Origin of the sequence: Pseudomonas sp. TKO26, from assembly GCF_003225665.1 — a bacterium.
Taxonomy (GTDB): Bacteria; Pseudomonadota; Gammaproteobacteria; order Pseudomonadales; family Pseudomonadaceae; genus Aquipseudomonas; species Aquipseudomonas saponiphila.
The window spans coordinates 1-386 of the sequence record NZ_QKLN01000066.1; the positions used below are offsets into that span (position 1 = coordinate 1).

Annotated in this window: 1 pseudogene; it reads right to left on the reverse strand. The window is 72.8% G+C overall.

The features are described 5' to 3' along the window. Positions 1-215: 215 nt before the first annotated feature. Positions 216-386, reverse strand: a pseudogene (locus DNK59_RS32240) (asparaginase); the annotation flags it as partial.

The window sequence follows — 386 nt, forward strand, 5'->3', positions numbered from 1 at the left end:
CGACGCGCGGAGGGGCGTACGGAGAGCCGTACGGGCTCCGGGGGGCCGGGCTGCGAATCAGCGAGGTACGGCGCCTGGTGGGACGGGGCCTGTGCGGGGGGCGGGCCTGAGCCACCCGTGGGAGCCGGCTGGCCCCCGAGGGCTGTCTTGGGGGCCTCTGCGCTGGCAACCGGGTTCCTACGGGTGCATCAGGCCAGCGCGCCGCACAGGGCCGGTCACTCCAGGCTCCGTCCGTCGCTGATTTCCAGCCCAGCTCCCAGTGGCGCCTTGAGCTTGCCGTACGCGGCTTCGCGAGTCATGCCTCCTCCGGACAGCACACCCACGCCGCGCGGGCGGCTGCCGGCTTCGTAGATGTCCAGCTCCACACCGCCTTCATGGCACTGGGT